Origin of the sequence: Bacillus sp. SH5-2 (assembly GCF_008368905.1) — a bacterium.
Classification (GTDB): Bacteria; Bacillota; Bacilli; order Bacillales; family Bacillaceae_G; genus Bacillus_A; species Bacillus_A luti.
In genome coordinates, this window is the sequence record NZ_QOSD01000011.1 from 135,253 (window position 1) to 157,937 (window position 22,685).

The following is a 22,685-nucleotide window of genomic DNA, read 5'->3' on the forward strand; positions in this document are numbered from 1 at the left end:
TTTTTTGACCTTTCTATAAATCTAGCAAAGAATAGGGGATATAGGTAAGATGAGTATTTTGCAAGGAATCCTTGATACGTATGCTCAGTTTTTCGACTTGGACATGTGGATTAAAGTGTTGCAAGATCCAGTATCTTGGGGATTAATCGGTACACTTGTTGTACTTGAAGGGTTGTTATCTGCTGATAACGCACTTGTATTAGCGGTAATGGTAAAACACCTTCCAGAAGAAAAACGTAAAAAAGCATTATTCTATGGACTTATTGGAGCTTATGTATTCCGATTTATTGCGATTGGAATTGGGATGTTCTTAATTAAATTAGCATGGGTAAAGGTGTTAGGTGCACTTTACTTAGCTTGGCTTTCAGTTAAATACTTCATTGATAAAAGAAAAGGTAATGCAGAAGAAGAGGAAGCGCATGGTATGAACCAAAATAGTATTCTCTTCAGAATGTTTGGTGTCTTCTGGGGAACAGTTGCGATGGTTGAATTAATGGATATCGCGTTCTCTGTAGATAGCGTACTTGCTGCATTTGGTGTATCAAATGAAGTTTGGATTCTATTATTAGGTGGAATGCTCGGTATTTTAATGATGCGCGGTATCGCTGGTGTATTCTTAAAATTGTTAGAACGTATTCCAGAACTTGAAACGACAGCATATATTCTAATCTTAATTATTGCAGCAAAAATGTTATTGTCTGTTATTCATATTGAAATAAGCCATACAGTGTTCTTCATTATTTTAGTTGTAGCATTCGGAGCAACATTTATACTTCACTACATGAAGAATTCTGGACAAGCTAAAGAAGAAGTTGCAGCTACTAAAGAAGACAATAAATAATTGAAATGGGTTTGCTCGTTTTACGAGCGCCCATTTTTTATAACCAAAAATAGTTTATAATAGAAGAAAGACTTAGAAAAAACGTAAATGTTTTTGGAGGTGAACTGTTGTGTTTTCACGTTTTACACTTCAACCATATGCATTAAAAGATGAATCAGATTTAAAGCAATTTGAAACACTTTTAGAAAAACGTCCACAATATGAGCTGACAGAGAATGAGATGAAATTTAGTTATATAGCATGTCGAATCCTTGGCGTTCCTAATGATGTAGATGAATATTTTAATGAACTATTTGATTATAGTGAAACGAAAGGAATCGAAGTTTTACATGAACAAAATTTAAACAAAGTGATCGATTCGGAAAAACTTCGTCATATTCAAGAAGTGTTTGGATTACACCAAGAAGCACCAAATGGTCTAACAGTAAATAGGTTAGTGGCACATTTATCTGGGAAACAACTTTTACCGAAAGTAGACAATCCTGATTTACAGCATTATATACATACGACGTTTATTTCAGTATTGAAATTATATGAGAAACAACATAATCAATCTTTAAAGACAGAAGGCTTCCGTCGTTTCTTAATCGACATGATTAAATTAAGCGAAAATTACGTAGCGAAGTGGTTCTCTACGATCAATTATAAGAAACAAATGCCGCGTATCGTTTGGTATGGTGATGCGACAGAGAGTCGTATATATTTCTTATATTTTCTTATTATGCTCGGTTGCGATGTACTTTATTATCATCCAGAAGGAAAAGATGGCTTTGAGAATGTGGATGAGGACGGCAGAACTTTTGTCGTATCACACCAAAGTCGTATTTCATTGGAACCATTTCCCGACCGCCGTCGTGAACGCGTTGCAACGGTAGCATATCAAGCTTCAAAGGAAATTGAGCAAGTACTTCACCATGATAATTCACTATTATACAAACCGTGGCAATTCCGTTCATATACACCTGTAGCGCGTACGTTAAAAACAACATACGATGAACTTTTTTTAATTACGAAAGAAAAGGCGTTTGTACGCCCGACATTCTTTGTTGAAAATAAACACATTTATATCCCTTCTTTATTTGCAAAAATATCAGGTGTGTCAAAAAATGATAAAGAATATTTTCAACGATTAAAAGCTGTTACATCATTTGATAACAGTTTATTAATCAATACATTCCCGTTTACGAAAGAACAAAAAGCGAATTTCCAATATCATTATCGAGATGCATTAGACCGCGGGAGGAAATTACATCCAGATTTAATTATGAATAGTCATTGGTGGCCGCATAAACGATTGCCAGAAGGATTACAACATGGTATTGCAGAAGCGATTATCCATACGTGTGAAAGTGAAATGTGTAAACCAATTGCAAAAGAGACGAAACAAGATGTAGCGCTATATGTTTTCGCGCAACTTTCTCAAATACCACCGAATATTTTAGAACAGCTTGAGAAATTTGATTATTCACAAGATGTACCGAAAATTGTTATATTTAATAATGAGAAGAGTGGAGAATTAACTCGTTCTGATGCTGTTTTATTACTATTTTTAAATCAAATTGGAGTAGATGTATTCCATTTCAATCCAACGGGAAGAAACGATATTGAACCGTATATTGAAGCGGGAGCATTTGATTCACATTGGCTTGAAGAAGTTAATTTCGATCTTGAGTTTCATGGTTCATCAGCCTATAAAAATTTATCACAAACAATAAAAGGACTATTTCGTCCATTTTTATAAGGAAAGGGAGAATACCATATGAATAACCCAGTCGTATTAGATTCGAAAACAGAATTAAATGAGCAAACAGCACAAGATGTTCGCTTGCAACTTAGACAAGATGCGGATGTCCAGCGTATTTATAATGCTGTAGATATTAAAGACCAATTAGAATTAATTGAGCTTGGAAAAGAACCATCTATGGAAATTTCACGCTTTGCAGATCAAATTTTACATACAATGTCTCTATCAAAAATAGAAGACTCTGGTGAGTTATTAAAACAGCTTGGTAAAATTATGGACCGATTCGATAGCAAAGATTTTGCAGAAGAGAAAAGTGGTTTCTTCTCACGTATGTTCAAAAAAGCAGATAAAATGATTGAACAAATCTTTAGCAAGTATCAAACGATGGGCCGTGAAATTGATAAAGTGTATGTGGAAATTACGAAGTATCAAGATGAAATGAAAAAATCAATTGGTACGTTAGACGGTTTATATGAGCAAAACTTAAAATATTACTTAGACTTAGAAAAATACGTAGTAGCAGGAGAAATGTTATTAGATCGTTTGAATACAGAGCTAGTTCCGATGTATGAAGAGCGTGTACGTAATAATGATCAATTAGCAGGTATTGAATTAGAGTCGCTTAAAAACTCTGTTGAAATTTTAGAACAGCGTATTGATGATTTAGAAAAGGCACGTATGGTTGCTTTACTTACAGCACCACAAATTCGTATGATTCAACGTGGTAACAATAAATTAATTGGTAAGATCAATACAGCATTTATTACAACGATTCCTATCTTTAAAAATGGTATCATTCAAGCGGTAAATGCGAAGCGTCAAAAGCTTGTTGCAGATTCTATGGCTGAACTGGATCGCCGTACAAATGAATTACTTAAGAAAAATGCACAAAATATTGCAACGCAAAGTGTGGAAGTGGCGAGATTATCAGGCTCTTCTAGTATTAAGATGGAAACACTTGAGGAAACTTGGAATATTATTTCAAGAGGTATGCAAGAAACACAACAAATTGAAGAGCAAAATAAACGTGAGCGTGAAGAAAGTCGCAAGCGTATGGCTACATTAACAGAGAACATCAAAAAAGAATTACAAGGATAAATGAAAAGGCAATGAGGACTATTCCTCATTGCCTTTTAGTTTTTCTTCACTAATTTAATGATTTCATTCACAACAAGCGGAATGATACTTAATAAGAGAACAAATCCCCAATCTCGCATCGTTAATGCATGCACACCGAATATATTGGCAAGGGGCGGGATGGAGATGATACAAACTTGCATAAGAACACCGATAAGAAGGGAGAAGACTAAATATTTATTTGTAAATATCCCAATTGAAAAAATCGATTTCGTTCTTGAACGCAAGTTAAATGAATGAACGAGCTGAGAAAAACTAAGAACGACAAATGCCATAGTTTGAGCATGTAATAGAGCATCTTCATCAATTTGCTCTGGGAAAAGAGGGAATAAATTTGTATCTCCAGTATAGAATTTTGCTCCGGCGATAAAGGCTACTAGCGTTAAAAGCCCAATGACAGCCCCATTGAAAATAAGAAAAGGGATGCTACCGCTAAATAGGCTTTCTTTCGCATGTCGTGGCTTTTCCTTCATCACATCTGAATCTTCAGGGTCAACACCAAGTGATAGTGCAGGAAGTGTATCGGTAATTAAATTGACCCACAAAATGTGGATTGGGCGTAACGGTGTCGCCCAGCCAAGTAAAATTGCTAAAAATAGCGTGATAATTTCTCCAAAGTTACAAGAGAGTAGGAAGAGAATAGATTTTTTTATGTTGCGATAAATATTTCTACCTTCCTCAACAGCTTTCACGATAGATGAGAAATTATCATCTGTTAACACTACATCTGCAGCCCCTTTGGCAACGTCTGTTCCTGTAATACCCATCGCTACGCCAACATCTGCTTGCTTTAAAGATGGAGCGTCATTGACGCCATCACCAGTCATAGAAACGATATTCCCTTTCGCACGTAATGCTTTTACGATTTTTACTTTATGCTCTGGAGAGACCCTAGCAAATACATTTAAGTGATTAATTTTGCTTGCTAGTTCTGTATCTGAAATGTTATCTAATTCAGTTCCTATCATAATTTCAGATTTTTCTTCAGCAATGCCAAGTTCTTTGGCAATTGCAAATGCGGTGTCTTTATGGTCACCAGTAATCATAACTGTGCGAATACCGGCCTTTTTACATTCTGTAATGGAATCTTTTACTTCTGTACGCGGTGGATCAATCATACCGACAAGACCAATAAAGATGAGGTCTTCTTCCAGATGCTCTATATCCACATCGTTCGAATTGTATTGTTTAAATGCGAATGAAAGTACTCTTAAAGCTTCTTGAGACATTGACCCGGCAGCTTCTAATATTTGATTTTTATCAGCATCTGTTAGAACCTCGATTTTACCGTTTTTAAATATGTGGGTACATCGAGGTAAGAGTTTATCAATAGCACCTTTCGTCATGCTATAGTAGCTTTCATCGTATGTATGTACAGTTGACATCATTTTACGATCGGAATCGAAAGGTACTTCGTTAACACGATTATGCTTATTTTCTAAATCGTCTTTCTGGATGTTAAAAGAGCTTCCCGCAACGAGAAGAGCAATTTCAGTAGGGTCCCCGGTTTGTGATTCACTACTATAAGACGCATCATTACATAGCACCATATTTTCTAACAATAGACGCTGCGCATCGTTATTTACATTTAAACTTTCTAAGCGATCGTATGTGTTATCACTATAAAAGTGAGTAACGGTCATTTTATTTTGCGTTAACGTACCAGTTTTATCTGAACAAATAATTGTGACAGACCCAAGTGCTTCAACAGCTGGTAGTTTACGAATGATAACATTTTGTTTAATCATGCGCTGCACACCAATTGCAAGAACGATGGAAACGATAGCTGGTAAGCCTTCTGGAATAGCTGCAACAGCTAAACTAATAGCAGTCATAAACATTTCTAACGTATCTCGTCCTTGTAAAAAACCGATGAGAAACATAACGATACAAATAGCTACAGCGACAAAGCCTAAATACTTTCCGACTTGTGTTAAGCTTTTTTGAAGTGGTGTCATATCATCGTCTGCTTCATGTAAAAGGGTAGCAATCTTACCAATTTGTGAATTCATTCCAGTTTCAACAGCAACGCCGACACCTCGTCCGTATGTAACAAGAGTAGACATAAAGGCCATATTTTTTTGATCGCCGAGTGGTACTTGTTCATCAGTTTGCATAGAAGGATGATAAAGTGCATCCTTATCAACAGGAACTGACTCACCAGTGAGAGCTGATTCTTCAACTTTTAAATTTGCTGTTTCGATTAGTCGCAAATCACATGGGATATAGCGTCCTGCATCGAGCATGACAATATCACCTGGAACGACTTGTTCAGATGGAATTTCTTGTAGCTCACCGCCACGTTTTACGATAGCTTTAGGCGTTGCCATTTTCTTTAGTGCTTCTAAAGCTTGCTCAGCTTTGGACTCTTGGATAACACCGATAACTGCATTTAATATGACAACGAGCGCGATAATACTTGCATCGGCCCATTCTCCTACAAAGGCAGAAATAAGGGCGGCGATAAGAAGGACGTATACGAGGACATCATTAATTTGTGCAAAAATCCGTTGCCATAAAGTGCGCTTTTGTTTTGCGGTCAATTCATTTGATCCATACTGCTTTACACGTTCATCTACGCTTTCGGTTGTTAAGCCATTTTGTTCATTTGTTTTAAAATCTGTTAATATTTGATCTTTCGTCTTACTGTACCAATTGCTCATAAGTAAGCACCTCCAGTAAAAACAGTTAGCAATGGTAGTGTTGCTATTATTTGTGAGTAGTATGTATGGAGAAAAATCTAAGATGGGGTTCTACTTCTATTGTACAGTATTTTACAGTTGGTTGAGGGAAAGAGAAGAGTTGTCATGAATTTGTTGGAAATAAAAAAGAGCCTCATAAGCGAGGCTTTTTTACTTTTTAATTAATGTACCTAATTCTTCTGTAATAGCTTGCATTTCACTAATGCTGAATGTTTCACGTTTCATAACATGCTCATAAATGTCACGTAAGTCTTCGTACATTTCTTCATTAAAGCTAGCAGCTCTCATTGCTCCAGCATTAACCATACGTAATTTTTCTTTAATAGCTTCAACCATATATTCAACGTTTTCTTCTGACTTTACGGATAAATCCACCGAAGTGTCCCCCTTTAAAATAACATAAGGCTATCTTAACATTTTTTATCATTTTCGTTAATGAATCTTTTCAATCCTATTAAATTAGTAGGGATTTCCTTTATATTTAATAATTGGTTGTTTATACTATAAGTATATATTAAGAAATGCACCAAGAAGGGAAGAAACAAAAATATGGTTCAAGTATTGTTTGTTTGTCTTGGGAACATTTGCCGTTCTCCGATGGCAGAAGCGATTTTTCGAGATCTTGTCGTAAAAGAGGGACTCGAAGAGAAAATTGTCATTGATTCTGCAGGAACTGGAGATTGGCATATTGGCCATCCGCCACATAAAGGAACACAAAAAATTTTAAAAGAAAATGCAGTCACTTTTGAAGGAATTAAAGCAAGGCAAGTAGAAAAAGAAGACTTAACAAAGTTTGATTATATTATTGCCATGGACAACAAGAATATAGCAGATTTAAAAAGTTTAGGTAAAACTGGAGGCTATATTGGTAGGCTGTCCGATTTTGTTCCAGACGGTGGCTGGACAGACGTTCCCGACCCTTACTATACAGGGAATTTCCAAGAAGTATATGACCTTGTAACAGAAGGGTGTGTAAAGCTATTAGCTTTCATTCGAAATGAACAAGGAATATGAGGAAGCTTAGAAAGAAATACTTTCTAACATAAGAAATGAAAGGGTGAAGGAATATGGCAAAGAAAAATAATATTGCTCGAAACATTGCGATTGGTGTAGCTGCAGGTGTAGCTGTATCTATGTTGAAGAAAGAAAACCGTGAAAAAGTAAAAAATACTGCGGGAAAAGCAAAAACAAAGATGATTGAAATCGGTGAAAATGCAAAAATCAAAGAAAAAGTGCAAACTGTTACAGATAAAGGACGCGAACTTGCTGACTTCAATGTAGTAAAAGCGAAAGTAGCAGAAATTAAAAAATTAACGCCGTCTGTTGTAGAGACGTTAAAAGAAACGAAAGAAATTTTTAGTAAGAAAAAGGTTGAGCCAGCAGAGAAGCCAGAAACGATTGAAATTCAAGCTGTATCTTCGAAGGTAGATGAGCTGAAAGCAGAAGAAGAGCCAGTAGTAGCTGAAGATGGTGGTATGAAAGAAGCGCGTGAATTATTTATGAAAGACTCAAATGTAGAGGAAAAAAAAACTGAAGCGTACATTGAGTTAAAGCAAGATAAAGAAGAGAAGAAAAGCGTTTAAACATATATGAAAAAATTCTTAGAAAAGGTGAGGAGACATCGTACTTATTCGTTTGGTAAAGATTTGTATGACCGAACGATGCGCGATGATGTAGCGGGCTTGGCAGCACAGCTCGCTTATTTCTTCTTGCTTGCGATTTTTCCTGGGCTTGTTTTCTTAATTACGCTTCTTGGATTCATTGACCTTCAAACAGAAAGTGTGCTCAATTTATTAGAACCGTACGTACCGGAAGATGCAATGTACTTAATTGAAGTAAACGTAGATAAAGTTGTAAATGAGCAAAATGGTGGTTTATTATCATTTGGTTTATTGTCGATGCTATGGTTTGCTTCAAACGGAGTGAATGCTGTTATGAATGCTTTCAACCGTGCGTATGATGTAACAGAAACACGTTCTTTTATTAAAACGAGAGCGTTATCAATTGTGTTTACACTAGCGATCATTTTTATGATTGTGTTTGCACTCATTGTTCCAGTTTTCGGACAAGTGATTGGGGCAGCGGTATTTAAAGCAATTGGTTTATCGGATAGTTTTTCTTACGTGTGGAGTATTACACGATTAGTAGCGAGTTTCTTCGTACTATTTGCGTTGTTTAGTTTTTTATATACATTTGCACCAGATCGAAAGTTAAAAAGAAGAGAAGTCATTTCAGGAGCAACATTTGCTACTGTAGGGTGGATTGTGGTATCGTACTCATTTGCTTATTATGTAGATAAGTTTGCGAATTACGCCAATACATATGGTGGTCTCGGTGGTATCATTATTTTAATGTTATGGTTTTACTTAACTGGATGGGTAATTTTACTTGGCGGTGAAATTAATGGTTTACTCCATCATTATAGAACGGGTGACAATAATTCCCGTAATTAAAAATGAGCTCTTGTTCCATAATAAAAGGGAACAGGGGGGATATTTCATGAGTAATAATAAAAAGAACCACAACAATAAAAATAACAATAAACAAAAGAGCAGTTCGCATCCAAAGCATAAAACGAGTGGTAGTGCGAACGGGCATAATAGCTACCATTAAAAAAAGCGGGTCCTTTATGAGGGACCCGTTTTATTTGTTTCCTTTTAATAATCGTAAGCCATTTAAAATGACAAGAATCGTACTTCCTTCATGTCCAATAACACCGAATGGAAGAGCTAAAAATTGCAAGAAATTTGAACAAATCAGCATTGCGATTACAGCTAGCGAAAAGATTACGTTTTGCTTCACAATACGGTTCATTCGTTTTGATAAACGGATTGCTTGCGAAAGTCGAGATAATTCGTTCTTCATAAGTACAACGTCTGCAGTTTCTAAAGCTACATCAGTTCCTTCACCCATTGCCACACCAATGCTAGCGGTAGCGAGCGCAGGGGCATCATTTATACCATCTCCGACCATTGCTACTGTACCGTATTTTTCTTTTAACTTTTTAATCGTTTCAACTTTTGTTTCTGGCAAACACGATGCGTAATATTCCTTTATATTACTTTCAGAGGCAATTGCTTTTGCTGTTTCCTCATTATCGCCGGTAATCATAATGGCTTCAACACCAATGCTTTGTAAATCACGAATGGCAGCTATTGTCTCTTGACGAAGCGTATCTTTTAAAGCGATAAGTCCAAGAATACCTTCTTCATCACTAATATAAACGACAGTTTTACCTTCTTTTTCAAGTGCGGCAGAAATACCATTATGAAATGTCTTTGTTTCTTCACCGATAAAATCAGCTTTACCTATTTTATAAGCTTTGTTTTCGAATATTCCTTTTAGCCCAAAACCAGTTACATCTTCAACATTTTCTGGTTTTATTAATGTAATGTCATACACATGTTGTGCATATTTAACAATAGATTCAGCTAAAGGATGTGTAGAGTGACTTTCAATTGATGCTGTAATAGAAAGCACTTCTTTTTCTGTCATATCTTCTCGAACATATACATCTGTTACGGTAGGTTTACCTTGTGTTAATGTTCCTGTTTTATCAAAGGCGATCGCTTTTACTGAAGCGAGGCGTTCTAAATGTATGCCACCCTTAAAGAGAATTCCATTTCTTGCTCCGTTAGAAATTGCAGATAACGTTGCTGGTGTAATGGCAGCAACGAGTGCACAAGGAGAAGCGACTACAAGTAAGATCATAGCGCGATAAAACGTTTCATTCCAGCTCCAGTCAAGTAAGAAATGTGGAACGAACATCATAAGCGCAACAATGATTAGTACCCCTTTTACATATGTTCCTTCAAACTTTTCGATGAATAGTTGTGATGGGGATTTTTCGCTTTGTGCACTTTGAACGAGACGAATAATCTTTTGAAATAGTGTTTGATCGCTCGGCTTCGTAATTATAACTTCGATAGCACCACGTAAATTTACAGTGCCGGCAAATACTTCATCGCCATGTTTTTTTTCATTAGGAATAGGTTCTCCGGTAATAGCTGCTTCATCGATATTTGTTTCACCATTATGAATTGTACCGTCAGCAGGAACGCGTTCGCCAGGTTTAATTAAAATAATGTCGTTAATTTGTAATTGTCCAACAGGAACACGTTCTTCGGTTCTATTTGAAATACGTAATGCTTCTTCAGGCTGTAAATCAAGAAGCGCTGAAATTTCTTTTTGACTTTTACTTAATGTATAAGATTCCATCGCACCGCTTAGTGCAAAGATGAAGATCAAAATAGCACCTTCTGCCCAGTAGCCAATTACTGCAGCCCCAATAGCAGCAAAGAGCATGAGCATTTCGACATTTAGCTCTTTTTCTTCAATGGTATCTTCAATACCTTCTTTCGCTTTTGCATACCCACCAACTATATAAGCAAGGATATAGCAAGTAATACCCACATGTATTGCATCGTTCTTTGTGAGTAACCAGCCAACTAAAATAAAAATACCAGATGCGATTGCAAATATAAGTTCATAGTGCTTTTTTAATGTTTGAATCCAAGATGGAGTAGGTACGTTTTGTTTTGATGGTAATGTTTTTACTTCCGAGTTCATTATTACTCGCCCCTTTCAAATTCTTATTGAGAAGAAGAATCAAAATCGAAACCCCTATAAAACGACGAAAGCTGCCATCCATTAATGGATAGCAGCATTTCTGTTGAAACTAATTTTAATAGTTATTATATTGTAATTATTCTATAGTATAACATATGTTTTTGAAAGATGGTATGCTTTTGTTTTAAGTATAAACAGAAAACTTGTGTTTTCACAGTCCTTTTGGTATATATGGATATTGTTCATAAAAAGATCGGAAAGGAAGACAACAAGTGAAGACAGAGAAATTTTTTACCCATCCGATTGGCGTGTTTATTGCTGCAATAGTAGCAACTTTTTTATGGGGGAGCGCATTCCCTTTCATTAAATTAAGTTATGCTGAACTTGGAATTCAGCCACAAGAAGTTGGAGAGCAAATATTATTCGCTGGTTATCGTTTCTTCTTATCAGGAGTCATGCTCTTATGCTTTTTTAAAGTGTTAGGAAAAGATATGAACTTCAAAAAAGGAACGGGGAAACAGTTAGTACAAATTGGTTTATTTCAAACATTTCTTCAATATATATGTTTTTATATTGGAATGAGTTATAGTTCAGGAATTGAAGGAGCTATTATTTCGGGTACATCATCATTCTTTCAAATTTTACTCGCGCATTTTTTATATAAAGATGATGCTCTCAATATGAGAAAGATAATTGGGGTTTCAATCGGTTTTTGTGGTGTCATTTTAGTAAATATACCAAGTGATGGTAGTTTATCATTCCATTTCGGAATCGGTAGCTTATTACTTCTTAGTGCAGCGATGCTGTATTCATATGGGAATATATTGGCGAAAGAAGGTAGCAAAACGTTAGATGTCGGATATATGACAGCATATCAAATGATTTTTGGGTCAATAGGCTTGTTATGTATAGGAGTATTTCAAGTAGGGGCAATGCCATTTACATTTAGTTTACATGCAATACTTATGCTAATCTATTTATCTTTCTTATCTGCAGCTGGTTTTTGCATTTGGAATACAATTATGAAGTACAACAAGGTTGGACAAGTATCAATGTATATGTTCTTTATACCTGTATTTGGTGTATTATTATCGAGCATGATTTTAGGAGAAACAATTCATTCATTTGTGTTATTCGGTTTAGCATGTGTAGCAGCGGGAATTATTGTAGTAAATCGTACTCCAGCTAAGCAGAAGATGGACGAAGAAAAACAAGTAGCGTAGAGAATAGAAAATTGATTAAAATGGAAGAACAGTATTGTTCTTCTTTTTTTAGAAAAAGGATAATAGGCTGGGTATAGCGAAAAAAGATACAAAAAGCATTTATTGAGGAGAACATGTTATGAACGTACTTTACATGGTGTTAATCGGACAGATCATTCTTTTTTTCATGGGGGCGATTTATGCAATACGGCAGACAAAAAGAACGAAGGAAAATATGCCGTTGCCTTTAGCAATTCGTCTTATTCTTAGTTTTTCTTTAACAGGTAGTGCCATTTTCATATGGTTACAAGACCCATCGGCAGAATATAGTACGTGGGTTGCGCTTGGTATGACGTTATCGACTGTAGGAGATTTGTTTATGGCAGGGTTGATTCCAATTGGTCACAGGCTAATTGGAGGGATGGTTACTTTTGCTCTTGCTCATTGTTTTTATGTAAAAGCATTTTTGCAAACAGGAATTTCGTGGAATGGTTTTTGGATTGGTTTACTCGTATACGGACTCTTTTTAATTATAGGATGGTTCTTTTTTATCCGAAATGAAAAACAGGATAAGCTGTTTACGATAGGAGCTCTTGTATACGGATTATGGGTTGGAGGAATGGCTTGTTTTGCATTCGCCTTATATTACGGGAATTCAGGCATATGGTGGGCACCAGCGTTTGGCGGTTTATTGTTTGTGATTTCAGATTTCATTATTGGTGTTACAGATATTGGTGGACGCAAACTGAAGTATGAACCACTTTGGATTTGGTTTACATATGTCGCGGCTCAAATGTGTATTGTATATGAGAGTATCTTTTTTATTACTATGCTACTATATTTTTTTGTTGTAGAGCAGAAAGACTATATTCATCAGCTGCTTTATAACCTTTAGATAATAAATCATTGATGTAAAGTTTGTTGTAAATGAAGCAGAATACTAGGTTAGAGAATCCGAATGTAAACATGCCAGCGACTAAAATGATTAGAAACCATTTCCAGTCTCCACGGAATATAGCAGGGAAAAAACCAAAGAAAAATACAGTCCAACTAAAACCAATTTTTGCTTGTTTAATTTGGCCGGTATTTTCATTTTTAAGCATAACTTTCATAGAAAAAATCCTCCTAAGTACATAAACATAGAATAAATGCAAGCTATAGTATATCAGAATAATACATTCTTGAATATTATTATTTTTAAATTTGTAATATTATGATTATATAATTCAGAATTTTATGGAAATTTATTAGTTGAAGTACTTATAATAAAAGTAAAAAGATGATGAGATGGTGGAATGATGCAAAAGAAAAAACGTTGGCGCGAATTCTTTGGAACAATTGCAATTGCATGTTTATTGGTATTTTTGGCGAAAATTTTTGTGTTTTTTCCTACGACTGTAAAAGGAGCATCTATGAGGCCAACGCTACAAGATGGGGATAAGGTGATTGTTAATAAGTTAGCAAAACAATTTGAAAGCTATGAAAGGGAAGATATTATTGTTGTGAAGACAGATAATTTTTATGTGAAAAGAGTGATTGGCTTACCTGGAGATATAATTGAGATGAGAAACGATCAATTATATGTGAATCATGAAGTGAAAAATGAAGAGTATTTACATAGTAATAAAAAACAAGCGGAAAAAAAACTTATGAATTTAACAGAGGACTTTGGACCGATTACAGTTCCTAAAAATAAGATTTTTGTTATGGGAGATAATCGCTTAATAAGCAGAGATAGTAGGAATGGTTTAGGGCTTATTGATAGAGCGGATGTATTAGGAAAGTTAGCAGCTATCTATTATCCATTTGAACATATGAAAATAATAAATTAAAGTAAAAAACCAAGCAAATTGCAGTTTGCTTGGTTTTTTTTGTTAAATAGTAGGAGATTCGTTGGATACAACGACATGTTCATGTTTCTTAGTAGTACTTAAAACGAACTTATGTTGTAGCAATTGTAGTTTAAATAATGCTAAAGGATCATGATACGTTTCTGGATTGCTTCTTAGTGTTGCCAATGTTTGTTCGTCTGCTTCAATCTCAAGATGAGCTGTTTCCACATTTTGTTTCAATATACTAAGTGGATCTTTAAAGAACATCATGATATCACGTTCTAATGCCCCTTCAAATACTTCAAATTGAAGGAAGAATTGTTTTGAAATTGCTTGAGCAATTTCTGTATAATCCTCTGTTTCAATATATTGTTTATATTTGTTTGCGAGCATAGATTGGTTTTTCTGCATATTACCAAATAGTTTTCCAGCACTTTTTAAGAAAAACTGTGTCGGTGTAAAGCGTAATAAAATATTGATGTCCGTTACTGTAATTCGATTTGTCATTCGTACAACATCTCGATTCCAATCATCTAATAATTTGAAATCACAAGGAAGTTTCATACGTTCTTCTTTATAGAGTTTATTGAAAGTTTCGCTCATTTCATCTAAATAAGCTTGTGCTTGAATAAATTCATTATGAGCTGTTTCAATCCATTCTTGAATAGACCCAGTAAATTTAGGAAGAAGGACTTGTTGCACATGTTTTTGAATTCGTTCGTTCATTGCCGTATTTAATTCTTCATGAACTAATTTAAAATCACTATCTTCTTGAACAAGATCAGAGCAACTCTGTAATAATTCAGGGATTTGAGAATGTATATCTCGTGTAATTTCTTCTTTCGTTAATAGATAGGATTCTGTAATCGAACGAATTTTATCTTTTTCAAGAGCAGTAAGATTGTTAATAAATCCATTCAGTTTTACTGAGATATGCTTATTCCAGCGTACTGCTTTCACTAATGTATTTTCTAATTCCACACGTTCATTCACAAGGTATGTGATTGTCTTTTGAGTAAACCATATTAGTTTTTCTATACGTTCTTGTTCCATATTGCGTTTTGCAAGATTAGAGAGAACAGATTCTGTTACATCCCCAAGTTGCTGGCTACTCTCTTGTGAAGGAGAGTATGGGAAGAGTTTTGCATTTGGGAAATGAACTTTAAGTTTACTAATTAGTTTTTCATTAGTAGTCGTATTATTCGTATGTAATACGAAGTGAATTTTTAAGTTTGGCACCTGTTCACGTAAATAAAGTAATGTATCAAGTTCTTCACCATGTAATGGTGAAGCGGAATTCAATACGTAAAGGAGGCTATCTGCTGCTTGTAAGTATTCAAAATAGGAGCTATTTTTATCCAATTGCCCCTGAATAGATGGTGTAACAAGAAATGCAAACTTATTTTTTCTTAAAAATCTACTTGGTAGCTTAATTTCTATGCATTTTTTATCAAGTTCTAACTGGGAAGATGTAGCCATTATTTGATGGAGCTCATCAAAGTTCGGTATATTTCGTACATCTAACTCATTGAATTCTGTTATTTCAGTTTGGCTATCGTCTTTAAATAGAATAGGAGTTGTTAAAGTCTCAGTTAAGATATTCTCTCCTAATATGGAATTGACGAATGATGCTTTATCATGGTCACTAGTGCCCGCTATTAGTAGTTGTGTAACATTTAAATCGCATAGTTCATGGACGAGTAGCGTAAATTGATGGCTTAAATCTACATCATTTTTCTCGGCCCAAACAGCAATTGTTTCGAATAAGTGAGAAACGGTTTCCATATTTACATTCTCTTCAGCGGATGAATTAGAAAGTAAAGCGCCAGCACTTTTTACGAGTAATGATTCTAAAGTTGTAGGTGAAACTTCATTCCATGCTAACACTGCCGCAGTGACAATTAGAGACTCTTTTGTTTTCGTTAAGCTAAACCAATTTGTTAATAAATCTGGTACAAGTCCTTGTAATTCATGCATAAAATGCTCACCAGTAATTAATGCAAAGTATGTCTCTTGGTAGCGAGAGGAAATTTCAGACCAATCATCATTATTATCTGTTTCAATATGTAAGAATAAGTGATTTATCGTTTGAATCCACGGTAGATACAACGTGTCATCTTGGTAGCTATTCCAAAGGGTAATAACAAGTTCTTTAAATTGTACTTGATCAATTGTATATAGAGCTTTTAAAGACTCATAAAAATATTCTGGTTTAATTTGTTTCGTAAACCCTTGATTCACATAATTAATTAAAGTATCGAACCAGTGTAATGAGTTTGTTCGAATTCCTTCTTGAACTGCAAGCTCTATAGCATTATTCCAATCTTCCTGTTTTTCATAGAAAGAGCGAGCAATGGCAGTAATATTTGGATAGTCAGGTTGAAATGCAACAGCCTCACTAATGGTTTTAAATGCTAGGCCTAAACGATCTTGTTCGATATAAAGAGAAAGGAGTTGCAGGGAAACTTCCATCGTAAGAGTCGTATCTTCTGTTTGAATAGATTGATACATTTCTTCTGCTTTTGGTAAGAAGCCTAGTTCAAAATAAGCGTCTGCAATATTTTTGGTTGCCCAAAGTGCAAGCTCGTTATTTACTTTGTCCCACTTAAATATGGCTGCTTCAAAGTCTTTATTTTGGTAATAAAATTCACCTTGAGCAAAGCGGACATTAGCAATGTTTGAGAATTCATTTTTTGATTCATTTATATATGCTTCACCAAGTACTTCCGATACTGGAGTAGAAGTTTCTGCTGTTAAAAATGTTTTATAGTAAACCTTTTGGATAAATTGATTTTCAATGGTCATGTTCGTTCCCCCTGTATAATTTAGAAAAATGATGTTGTATGTTAAAGGGCGCATGTTTTTTTATAGGTAGAAGTTGCATTATATAGACCAAACTATGTTTTTGCTAGATATATCATTTTTCCTGAGAGTTAAACCGTTGCGAAAAGTAACTTTCCTTTATTGTAACAAAAAAACAAGCATATGAATTTTTATTTTTTAATCCTGCTGTTTGCAAGTAGTAAGAATTTCATCTCAAAATTAGGTGAATACAAGGGAATAAAGTCGGAATTGGGCTGTCCGTAACAGCTCGATTCGTGGGAGCTACTAAGTAGTGGAGATGAACAAAACTCTCACTGATTAAAGTCGTTTTTTATCTCATTTAAAGAGATGAATAGAAGTAGAGTTCATTATAAAAACAATGTATAGTGAATATGTATACCATGTTTGTCTTAAAGATAGAAAGGGCACAATGTGGAATAACGATCGTGCATAGGATGTGTCTTCCGAATGGAACAACATATTGGCGAGTTAATCGCACATTATGGGTATTTTGGAATTATTATAGCTTTGGCTGGTGGGATTGTAGGATTACCGATACCAGACGAGTTTTTATTGACCTTTGTTGGTTATAATGTTTCAAAAGGAGTTATGTCAGGAACTGCTGCTTTTCTAAGTGGGATGGCTGGTGCAATGTTAGGTATTACATTAAGCTACATATTAGGTTTAAAACTAGGTCTTCCTGTTTTAAAAAAATATGGACCAAAAATTAGAATTAAAGAACATCACATTGAAAAAACACATGTTTTATTTGAAAAATACGGCCCATTTCTTTTAATGATTGGTTATTTTATACCAGGAGTCCGTCATTTAACAGCATATTTTGCTGGGGTTTCGAATTTAACACTTTGGCGTTTTTGTTTGTATGCTTACGGTGGTGCACTCATTTGGATAAGTGTTTTTATCGGGCTTGGTTGGAAGTTAGGAGAGAAGTGGCGTTTCGTTGAGTATAGTTTACATCATTATGGAATATGGATTTTACTCATTTCGGCAGTTGTTACATGTATTGTATGGTTTTACATAAAGAAAAAGAAAAACCGCTAATAGCGGTTTTTTAGCTGAAAGCAATAAATAGTACACCAGCTGTAATGAAGATTACACCAATACCGGTCATAAAGTTTAACTTTTCACCGAGTATAATCATCGCGAGAATAATAGAAAACACTACACTTAATTTATCGACAGGGGCTACTTGAGAAACCTTTCCTGTTTTTAAGGCGAGAAAATAAAATAACCATGACGAAGCACCTGCAACCCCACTTAATGTGATAAATAGCAGTGCTTTTTTATTTAAGAGAACATCCCCGATATTTTGAAATTTACCTTGTATAATAATAACTCCGACCATAAATAAGGCCATAATAATAGAACGAACCGTCGTCGCAACATTGGCATCGATTCCATCTAAACCAATCTTTCCAAAAATAGATACGAGGGCAGCGGTAACTGCTGATAGTAGTGCGAATAATAGCCAAGAACTCATAGTAAAATTCCTCCAATCGTACATTATTATACATGAAAATCATTCTCACGTATAAAGTGAATGGGGTTTTACCACCTCGCAAAGAGCTGGATAGATAACGAAATAATCCCCACCTTATATTTTTCATAAGGTGGGGATTATTATACTACTCTGCAATTTCTTCATATAAAAAGTACGTTACATTATAAATATGCTCTACTTCATCGTCCGTCATAAATAATAATTCGTCACGTTCAATCCCCTTTTTCTTTTCGATAAACTCAATCATGTTTTTGCGTTCTTCTCTTTTCATCAATTTTATTTCTCCTCTCAATCTGTTTTAATACAGTTTATTTAAGTTACTGCTATTATATAACAGAATCTTTAGAAAGTTCCACCTATTTTATTGTTTTTTTCAGAAGAACTTTTCGACAAAACAAGCCCACCTAAAGGGGGCTTGTTTTATTTTATAGTCGTAAAAACTCGGGCTCCGTCGTACCGGCACCATCGATGTAATAAATTGTATCGGGATTGATTTTAATTAGTACATAATTAGGGTCTTCAGGACCGAGTAACCAACGCTTTAAGCCATTATTCCAAAACTTGTTTTTTAATGTGGAGTCTTCCTCGATGGAAGCTAAGCCTTCTACTTCAATATAATCTTCATCTAATTTTTTTCCTTCACGACCAAGTAGTACATGTACATTTGGATTGTTTTCGATATCTGTTATCTTTTTTGATTGTCGATCTGTTGCAACATACAGTACAAAATCTTCATGGAAAAACATCATAAAGGCGCTATGAGGTTTCTCATTTCGTACTGTAGATAATACACCAGTACGTTGACCTTGAATAATAGTTGCGATTTTTTCTTTTAAGTGCATAATTTTAACCCCTTTTCACAATTTATAATTCTGTCTGTTTAAACAAGATAATTTAAATATCTTTCATACTGTTTTCTTCAATTCGATTTTTTAAACGCAATTGTGATGAAATCGGACAAGTTAGGAGAAGAATAATAATAATATCGAGGAGAAATACATACGATGGAAGGATGAAAAGCATGTTTAATAAAATATTTCTTATAGTGGCGCTTATAGGTGTACCACTGTCTGTACTTGGGAAAACACTTCATTGGCCTCAAACAATTATGTTCGCTGTGTATTGTATTACGATTATCGCGTTAGCGGGTTTTATGGGGAGAGCGACAGAAAGTTTGGCAATTGTATCTGGTCCTAGAATAGGTGGATTATTAAATGCTACTTTCGGTAATGCTGTTGAACTAATCATTTCAATTTTTGCACTTCAAGCAGGATTAATTGAGGTGGTGTTAGCTTCTTTAACGGGTTCTGTACTTGGAAATTTATTATTAGTAGGAGGGCTATCCTTCTTTGTGGGAGGGCTTAAATACAAAAGACAAAGTTTTAATGTGTATGATGCAAGGCATAATTCAGCTTTATTAATCTTTGCCGTTGTCGTAGCATTTGTTATTCCAGAGATTTTTTCAATGAAGATGGACGTTGGAAAGACGTATCAATTAAGTATCGGTGTCTCGATCATTATGATTATTATGTACCTTGCTGCATTGCTATTTAAGTTAGTTACGCACCGTGGTGTATATCAGCATAAAAGTGATGAAGTCGCTCATGAGGAAGAACCAGAGTGGTCGAAAGGGAAAGCACTACTCATTTTAGCGATAGCAACAATTGCGGTAGCTTATGTGTCAGAGGCGCTCGTGCATACATTTGAGACAGTTGCAAAATCATTTGGTTGGTCAGAGCTATTCATAGGGGTTATTATCGTCGCAATTGTTGGGAATGCAGCAGAACATGCATCTGCAATTATTATGGCGTATAAAAATAAAGTAAATATTGCAGTTGAGATTGCAGTCGGTTCTACATTACAAATTGCCATGTTTGTTGCTCCTGTGTTAGTACTTCTTTCGATGCTTTTTGCACAAAAAATGCCTTTAGTATTTACGATACCAGAACTTGTTTCTATGATTACAGCTGTTTTCTTAACGATAGCGATTTCAAATGATGGAGATACAAACTGGTTTGAAGGAGGCACTTTATTGGCGGCATATGTCATTATGGGAATTGGTTTTTATTTATTATGAAAAATAGGCATAACAATTGTACCCAGAGAAAACAATAAACAAAGTAGTATATATACCTTTACGTAGGAAGGAGCCAGACAGGTGAAACGAGTATACAGCATATGTCTTTCAACTATGGTCTCGTTTATTCTATTATTTCCTAACATGAGTTTTGCAAAGACAACGGTAGAAACAAAAATGCCTTCATCTGTTTTAAATATTTCTAAAGACAATACGTTTCCAAATGATGCACAAGATTTACCGCGTTTGCAGCCGAGTAAGTTTGCTCAAGAACTATTGAAAACAGCAAATATTAAAATTGAAAACCCAGACTTAATTCGAATGTTTAATGAAACGACAATTTCAAATGCACCACTTGCTGTAGGGTACAGGGCAAAAATTTATTTAGGGCAATGGGCATTAAATTATGAATCGATAGATACATCAATTAATTGGGAATATAAACAAGTAAATCGCAATGTGTATGATAATCGAGGAGGAGATCGCCTATATCCGCTACGCTATAAGCAAGAAACGCAAAAGACGGTTGAAGGCGATTTAACAGCAGATATGAAAGACGCTGCAGATGTGAAAAAAATGATGCTTTTAAAAGCACTTGAAAAGGTACAATTGCCGCTTTCATTTAAAACGACCATTGGTTATGGTACAGGACATGAGCGTGTGTATAATATTAGTCCGAGTCAACTTGGATATTTATATGCGTATACACCAGCAGTAAATGAAAAAGGGAAAGTAACATTCGGAGAAGTATATCTTGTATTAAAGGGAAATCAAAAAAGGCTTGTTGTGAAAAATATTACTTCGCAAGGAATTGGAGCGGCAATTCCAATTCATGATCATTTATATTTTAAATTCATTTCATCTTCTCACTCGCAATAACGTGAAAAACGTCAGCTTATAAGCTGACGTTTTTTTATAATGTAATATTTGCTGTTTTGGATAAGAAATCTTCTGTCGGATAATAGCTGTTTTTTACAAGAACATTCGGTCCAAGACATTTTACTGCAGGACAGTGACAGCTTAATGATTTTGCTGTTTTTGAAGCGCTCCATTTGTCGTATGCTTCTTGTAATGTGTTTGTTTGTACGTTACCTAGAAGTGGCACGTCACCGAAATCAGTTACGATAATATTTCCATCAAAAATATTGACGTTTAAACGAGAACGGCCATCTGGATCGTTACGAACTGTTACATTTTTGCTCTGTTGTAATTTTTTAAATGTGGCAATATCTCGTTCGTCATCACTGCAGGCATAGAAAGGTAAAGTTCCAAATAACATCCATACATTTTCATCGCGAATTTCTAGTAAATGCTCAATTGCATCACGAATTTCAGCTTTTGTTAAAATCTCTAGATTACTCGCGAAATCACTTGGATACATTGGATGAACCTCATGACGTTTACATCCCATTTCCTCAACGATTTGACGATGAATATGTTCAATGTGTGGTAGAGTTCGTTTATTCAGCATCGTTTCGGCTGATACGAGTACACCAGCATCTGATAGAGCTTTACTATTTGTAATCATTCGTTCAAATAATTTTGCACGCTGTTCATAAGTAGGTTTACGCTCCATCATTGCAAATCCGCCTTCAACAAAATCATCAATCGTTCCCCAGTTATGAGAAATGTGCAGTACGTCTAAATAAGGAATAATTTGTTCGTAACGTGCTAAATCTATAGTTAAGTTTGAATTGATTTGAGTGCGAACGCCTCGTTCATGGGCGTATTTTAAGAGTGGTGTTACATAGTTATCGACGGATTTCTTTGAAAGCATAGGTTCTCCGCCAGTAATACTTAAAGAACGTAAATGAGGAATCTCATCTAATCGTTTTAATAAAAGCTCCATCGGAAGCGGATTTGGATCTTTCGGCTGTAATGTGTAACCAACAGCGCAATGCTCGCAACGCATATTGCATAACGTCGTCGTTGTAAACTCAACGTTTGTTAATAGTAGTTTGCCGTACTCTTCAAGGTCCATATACGCTTCCCATGGATCGTAAGAAGGAGTAATCGGCTTCATTTTTTGTGATATCGTCATATGAAATACTCCTTTGACTATTGAAATAACAATTTGTCCATTCTCTATAATAGAAGAATATGTACTTTTTATAAAGTGAAACTTTTTAGCGGAAAAAGAGAGAAGGCTTACATTATAGCGGATGACCGTGACAAAATTGATGAAATTTCATCCCCATAGCAATCATTTTTGCGGTATAATAAAAGCAACTCGAAT

General features: G+C 35.1%; 20 protein-coding genes and 1 pseudogene. 12 read left to right on the forward strand and 9 right to left on the reverse strand.

Annotated elements, in window-relative coordinates:
- Nucleotides 1-49 precede the first annotated feature (49 nt).
- From DN410_RS08995 to DN410_RS09005, 3 genes are all read left to right on the forward strand, one after another.
- Nucleotides 50-841, forward strand: coding sequence for a TerC family protein (locus DN410_RS08995; protein WP_000025694.1), 792 nt, complete (start codon nucleotides 50-52; stop codon nucleotides 839-841).
- Between the two features lie 109 nt (nucleotides 842-950).
- Nucleotides 951-2,582: a YceG family protein gene (locus tag DN410_RS09000; RefSeq protein WP_149176230.1), complete on the forward strand. Its 1,632-nt coding sequence runs from the start codon at nucleotides 951-953 to the stop codon at nucleotides 2,580-2,582.
- 18 nt (nucleotides 2,583-2,600) lie between these two features.
- Nucleotides 2,601-3,683: a toxic anion resistance protein gene (locus DN410_RS09005; RefSeq protein ID WP_001064411.1), complete on the forward strand. Its 1,083-nt coding sequence runs from the start codon at nucleotides 2,601-2,603 to the stop codon at nucleotides 3,681-3,683.
- Nucleotides 3,684-3,718: 35 nt separating this feature from the next.
- Here the strand turns inward: DN410_RS09005 and DN410_RS09010 are convergent, their stop codons facing one another.
- A complete protein-coding gene (locus DN410_RS09010) occupies nucleotides 3,719-6,385 on the reverse strand; it encodes a cation-translocating P-type ATPase (RefSeq protein ID WP_149176231.1) in 2,667 nt (888 codons plus the stop codon).
- A 189-nt stretch (nucleotides 6,386-6,574) separates the two neighbouring features.
- On the reverse strand, nucleotides 6,575-6,799 hold the full coding sequence (locus DN410_RS09015) for a DUF1128 domain-containing protein (protein WP_000366197.1): 225 nt from the start codon (nucleotides 6,797-6,799) through the stop codon (nucleotides 6,575-6,577).
- A 174-nt stretch (nucleotides 6,800-6,973) separates the two neighbouring features.
- Between DN410_RS09015 and DN410_RS09020 the strand changes: the two genes are divergently transcribed.
- The 3 genes from DN410_RS09020 to DN410_RS09030 are packed head-to-tail and all read left to right on the forward strand — an operon-like array spanning nucleotide 6,974 to nucleotide 8,877.
- Nucleotides 6,974-7,438, forward strand: coding sequence for a low molecular weight protein-tyrosine-phosphatase (locus tag DN410_RS09020; protein WP_060629402.1), 465 nt, complete (start codon nucleotides 6,974-6,976; stop codon nucleotides 7,436-7,438).
- Nucleotides 7,439-7,491: 53 nt separating this feature from the next.
- Nucleotides 7,492-8,007, forward strand: a complete 516-nt coding sequence (locus tag DN410_RS09025) for a DUF4075 domain-containing protein (RefSeq protein WP_149176232.1) — start codon at nucleotides 7,492-7,494, stop codon at nucleotides 8,005-8,007.
- Between the two features lie 6 nt (nucleotides 8,008-8,013).
- Nucleotides 8,014-8,877, forward strand: a complete 864-nt coding sequence (locus DN410_RS09030; RefSeq protein ID WP_149176233.1) for a YihY/virulence factor BrkB family protein — start codon at nucleotides 8,014-8,016, stop codon at nucleotides 8,875-8,877.
- A 190-nt stretch (nucleotides 8,878-9,067) separates the two neighbouring features.
- Here the strand turns inward: DN410_RS09030 and DN410_RS09035 are convergent, their stop codons facing one another.
- Entirely contained in the window at nucleotides 9,068-10,993 is a 1,926-nt protein-coding gene (locus tag DN410_RS09035; RefSeq protein ID WP_149176234.1) for a heavy metal translocating P-type ATPase, read from the reverse strand.
- Between the two features lie 272 nt (nucleotides 10,994-11,265).
- On the opposite strand from DN410_RS09035, the gene DN410_RS09040 reads away from it, so the two are divergent.
- The gene (locus DN410_RS09040; RefSeq protein WP_149176235.1) at nucleotides 11,266-12,216 is read left to right on the forward strand and encodes a DMT family transporter; all 951 of its coding nucleotides are present in this window, start codon (nucleotides 11,266-11,268) and stop codon (nucleotides 12,214-12,216) included.
- A 118-nt stretch (nucleotides 12,217-12,334) separates the two neighbouring features.
- Nucleotides 12,335-13,003 (forward strand): annotated as a pseudogene (locus tag DN410_RS09045) (lysoplasmalogenase); the annotation flags it as partial.
- A gap of 19 nt (nucleotides 13,004-13,022) precedes the next feature.
- Here DN410_RS09045 and DN410_RS09050 read toward each other — a convergent pair.
- The gene (locus DN410_RS09050; protein WP_000867041.1) at nucleotides 13,023-13,307 is read right to left on the reverse strand and encodes a hypothetical protein; all 285 of its coding nucleotides are present in this window, start codon (nucleotides 13,305-13,307) and stop codon (nucleotides 13,023-13,025) included.
- Between the two features lie 183 nt (nucleotides 13,308-13,490).
- Between DN410_RS09050 and lepB the strand changes: the two genes are divergently transcribed.
- Nucleotides 13,491-14,027, forward strand: a complete 537-nt coding sequence (gene lepB, locus DN410_RS09055; RefSeq protein WP_149176236.1) for a signal peptidase I — start codon at nucleotides 13,491-13,493, stop codon at nucleotides 14,025-14,027.
- 42 nt (nucleotides 14,028-14,069) lie between these two features.
- Here the strand turns inward: lepB and DN410_RS09060 are convergent, their stop codons facing one another.
- On the reverse strand, nucleotides 14,070-16,832 hold the full coding sequence (locus DN410_RS09060; RefSeq protein WP_149176237.1) for a tetratricopeptide repeat protein: 2,763 nt from the start codon (nucleotides 16,830-16,832) through the stop codon (nucleotides 14,070-14,072).
- Nucleotides 16,833-17,318: 486 nt separating this feature from the next.
- On the opposite strand from DN410_RS09060, the gene DN410_RS09065 reads away from it, so the two are divergent.
- A complete protein-coding gene (locus DN410_RS09065; RefSeq protein WP_149176238.1) occupies nucleotides 17,319-17,912 on the forward strand; it encodes a DedA family protein in 594 nt (197 codons plus the stop codon).
- A gap of 10 nt (nucleotides 17,913-17,922) precedes the next feature.
- Here the strand turns inward: DN410_RS09065 and DN410_RS09070 are convergent, their stop codons facing one another.
- The 3 genes from DN410_RS09070 to DN410_RS09080 form a co-directional block, all read right to left on the reverse strand.
- Nucleotides 17,923-18,351 (reverse strand): EamA family transporter, encoded by a 429-nt coding sequence (locus tag DN410_RS09070; RefSeq protein ID WP_149176239.1) that lies wholly within the window; start codon nucleotides 18,349-18,351, stop codon nucleotides 17,923-17,925.
- 145 nt (nucleotides 18,352-18,496) lie between these two features.
- The gene (locus tag DN410_RS09075; protein ID WP_000817786.1) at nucleotides 18,497-18,643 is read right to left on the reverse strand and encodes a BH0509 family protein; all 147 of its coding nucleotides are present in this window, start codon (nucleotides 18,641-18,643) and stop codon (nucleotides 18,497-18,499) included.
- Between the two features lie 154 nt (nucleotides 18,644-18,797).
- Nucleotides 18,798-19,214 (reverse strand): pyridoxamine 5'-phosphate oxidase family protein, encoded by a 417-nt coding sequence (locus DN410_RS09080; RefSeq protein ID WP_149176240.1) that lies wholly within the window; start codon nucleotides 19,212-19,214, stop codon nucleotides 18,798-18,800.
- 179 nt (nucleotides 19,215-19,393) lie between these two features.
- On the opposite strand from DN410_RS09080, the gene cax reads away from it, so the two are divergent.
- A complete protein-coding gene (gene cax / locus DN410_RS09085; protein WP_149176241.1) occupies nucleotides 19,394-20,449 on the forward strand; it encodes a calcium/proton exchanger in 1,056 nt (351 codons plus the stop codon).
- A gap of 81 nt (nucleotides 20,450-20,530) precedes the next feature.
- Entirely contained in the window at nucleotides 20,531-21,328 is a 798-nt protein-coding gene (locus DN410_RS09090) for a YfkD famly protein (RefSeq protein ID WP_149176242.1), read from the forward strand.
- A 34-nt stretch (nucleotides 21,329-21,362) separates the two neighbouring features.
- On the opposite strand, the gene yfkAB is transcribed toward DN410_RS09090, so the two are convergent.
- Nucleotides 21,363-22,490: a radical SAM/CxCxxxxC motif protein YfkAB gene (yfkAB, locus tag DN410_RS09095; protein ID WP_000156030.1), complete on the reverse strand. Its 1,128-nt coding sequence runs from the start codon at nucleotides 22,488-22,490 to the stop codon at nucleotides 21,363-21,365.
- Nucleotides 22,491-22,685: the final 195 nt, after the last annotated feature.